Here is a 2,064-nt window from a genome sequence, read left to right on the forward strand (position 1 = left end):
GGAGTTTTTGGGTCTTGTGCATGACCGAGATCACCTTGTTGAGCAGCTCCTTCGCCGTGCGTGCCGGCGGGCCCGAGGGACGGGGAGGGGACGTTGACAGGTTCTAAAGTTTTGGGACGGGGAGGGGACGTTGACAGGTTCTAAAGTTTTTGTCCCGAGACCCGCCGCCCCACCCTAGCCCCCCGTCTTCGGATGCGCAACCCACCCCGCAGCGACCGCCAGTCTCGCCCACACGGATCGGCCAATCGGCCGGGAGCCTTGAACCGCTTTCCGTCTGCCGCAATTCGCGGTCCACACCACGGACGGAAACCCGTCCGCATGTCCTAACGTCCCAACGCCCCCGGCGCACCCGTGACTGATCCGCCTGGGGGTGGACCGGTTGTTGGAGGAACAACGGGGAGACACCAAGAAGCACTGTTGCGGCAGGCCCGGGGGCTGTGGCGCGACCGGCACGATCTGTTCGATTTTCGGGCCGCTCGCAGCGAGTGGGACCATGAGTGAGGGCCACCCGCCGCGCGGCTTCCTGGTGGATACAGATGTGCTTGTGGACTACCTGCGGGGGCTGGAAGCCGCGGCGGAGTGGCTGGAGTCCGCCGAAGGCGACCTGTCCGTCTCGGTGATCACGGTGGCGGAGTTGTTCGCAGGGGTACGAAACGAGACGGAACAGGAAACCCTCGGGGACTTCCTCAAAGCCTTTACCGTACGTGGCGTTCGTTGCGATCGTGGCGTGAGACAAGAAGTTGCCGGTGGTTCGCCCTGGCGAGAACTTCGGGACTCACGCAACGCTCGCCAAGCTCGCAACGAAGTACCGTAGGTCGTATGTGTCGCAGGTCGTTGGTCGTTCGACCGTGTGGACGTTGGGACGCGTGGACGTGCGGACGGGGTGACCGCCGCCGGTCGTAGGTCGTGGGTCGTTCAGCCGTGCGGACGCTAGGACGCGTGGACGTTAGGACGGGGTGACCGCCGCCGCTTGCGAGGGGGCCGGCAGCCAACGGGGAACAGCGGACAACCGAGCGTGGCGTGAGACTGGAGTTGCCGGTGGTTTGGCGCCCATGCACATTCGGGGTTCAGGGCGAAAATGGCTCGAGTTGGAGATCCCGAACGACCCGATAGTGCTTCGTGTTCGCTGTACAAAGAGGCACCCCAAACTCTACCGCGGTTGCCGCGATGAGCGCGACGGCCAAGCGAAGGGAGTGGCTTAGAAAGTGCTCCTCCACGTAGTGCATGGCGCGATACGTGATTTCTTCTGTAATCGGCAGGATTCGGGAACCCCAAAGGCGCATGGCATGACGCAACGCCTGCAATTCCTTCTTGTTCCGCATTCCCTGAACGAGTTCCATGTAGGTCACGGCCGAAAGATCCAAGGGCCGGCACGTTGCGATAAGATCGGCCGCGCGCTCGTTCCCGCGCATGTACCAGATCAGGACGTCAGTATCAAAAATCATCCCCACCGGCCCCGCCGCAGGCTCTCGACGTACTTGTCCACGTCTTTGACGTCATCCTTGTCGGCCCAGATTCCGAACAACTCCGGGGTCTTTTCTTCCCCGGCATCCCGGCTGTTGAGGGGCACCAGTTTTGCCCAGGGCCGGCCGCGATAGGTGACAATGACTTCCTCCCCCCGCTCCAGCGCATGGAACACTCGCCTCGGATGGGTCCTCAGCATTTTCGCCCCTACGATCATCTCGCCTCCTCCATCTGTGGCCGCAGGCCATGCCTGCTAACACCTGCTGCTCCGAGGGAACCGCGCCCCCTCGCCGTGACCCCGCAAACCCGGCGCCAGAACCCCTCGGCAAGCGGCCTGTGACCTGACGCGCATGGCGCAAACCAGGGAAACGTTACCGTCCCCCTAGAGATTCGGCACCAGCACCACTGCCGCCTGTTCCAAAAGGTCGAGAACTTCCTCGGCCCCAGCCAAGCTCAGCACCGCCCGCACCGCGGCGGACGCGTCGAGCACCAGCCGGCCGGTCATCGGTCCCGGTCCTCCCGGATCAGCTTCTCCGGCGGGGGAAGATCCGGACGTCCTTCCGCGCGACGGAGGCGGTTTCGCAGTTCCTTGACCACAGT

4 protein-coding genes are annotated in these 2,064 nt (G+C 63.9%); 1 reads left to right on the forward strand and 3 read right to left on the reverse strand.

Going from position 1 to position 2,064, the window contains the following annotated elements:
• Positions 1-493 precede the first annotated feature (493 nt).
• The gene (locus ACYQ8L_RS18350) at positions 494-814 is read left to right on the forward strand and encodes a PIN domain-containing protein (protein WP_459943268.1); all 321 of its coding nucleotides are present in this window, start codon (positions 494-496) and stop codon (positions 812-814) included.
• A gap of 253 nt (positions 815-1,067) precedes the next feature.
• Here the strand turns inward: ACYQ8L_RS18350 and ACYQ8L_RS18355 are convergent, their stop codons facing one another.
• The 3 genes from ACYQ8L_RS18355 to ACYQ8L_RS18365 all read right to left on the reverse strand — a co-directional run bounded on the left by ACYQ8L_RS18355 (position 1,068) and on the right by ACYQ8L_RS18365 (position 1,969).
• A complete protein-coding gene (locus ACYQ8L_RS18355; RefSeq protein ID WP_459943269.1) occupies positions 1,068-1,445 on the reverse strand; it encodes a type II toxin-antitoxin system VapC family toxin in 378 nt (125 codons plus the stop codon).
• A complete protein-coding gene (locus tag ACYQ8L_RS18360; protein WP_459943270.1) occupies positions 1,442-1,681 on the reverse strand; it encodes a type II toxin-antitoxin system Phd/YefM family antitoxin in 240 nt (79 codons plus the stop codon). The genes ACYQ8L_RS18355 and ACYQ8L_RS18360 overlap by 4 nt, the downstream gene beginning before the upstream one ends.
• 165 nt (positions 1,682-1,846) lie before the next feature.
• Positions 1,847-1,969 carry a hypothetical protein gene (locus ACYQ8L_RS18365; RefSeq protein ID WP_459943271.1) on the reverse strand — a complete coding sequence of 41 codons (123 nt, stop codon included), beginning with the start codon at positions 1,967-1,969 and terminating at the stop codon, positions 1,847-1,849.
• Positions 1,970-2,064: the final 95 nt, after the last annotated feature.

This window comes from Deferrisoma palaeochoriense, from assembly GCF_054656955.1.

Excerpts from the sequence above, each read along its gene's own strand:
- ACYQ8L_RS18350 (WP_459943268.1), top strand. The coding sequence starts at position 494 with ATGAGTGAGGGCCACCCGCCGCGCGGCTTCCTGGTGGATACAGATGTG.
- ACYQ8L_RS18365 (WP_459943271.1), bottom strand. The coding sequence starts at position 1,969 with ATGACCGGCCGGCTGGTGCTCGACGCGTCCGCCGCGGTGCGGGCGGTG.
- ACYQ8L_RS18360 (WP_459943270.1), bottom strand. The coding sequence starts at position 1,681 with ATGATCGTAGGGGCGAAAATGCTGAGGACCCATCCGAGGCGAGTGTTC.
- ACYQ8L_RS18355 (WP_459943269.1), bottom strand. The coding sequence starts at position 1,445 with ATGATTTTTGATACTGACGTCCTGATCTGGTACATGCGCGGGAACGAG.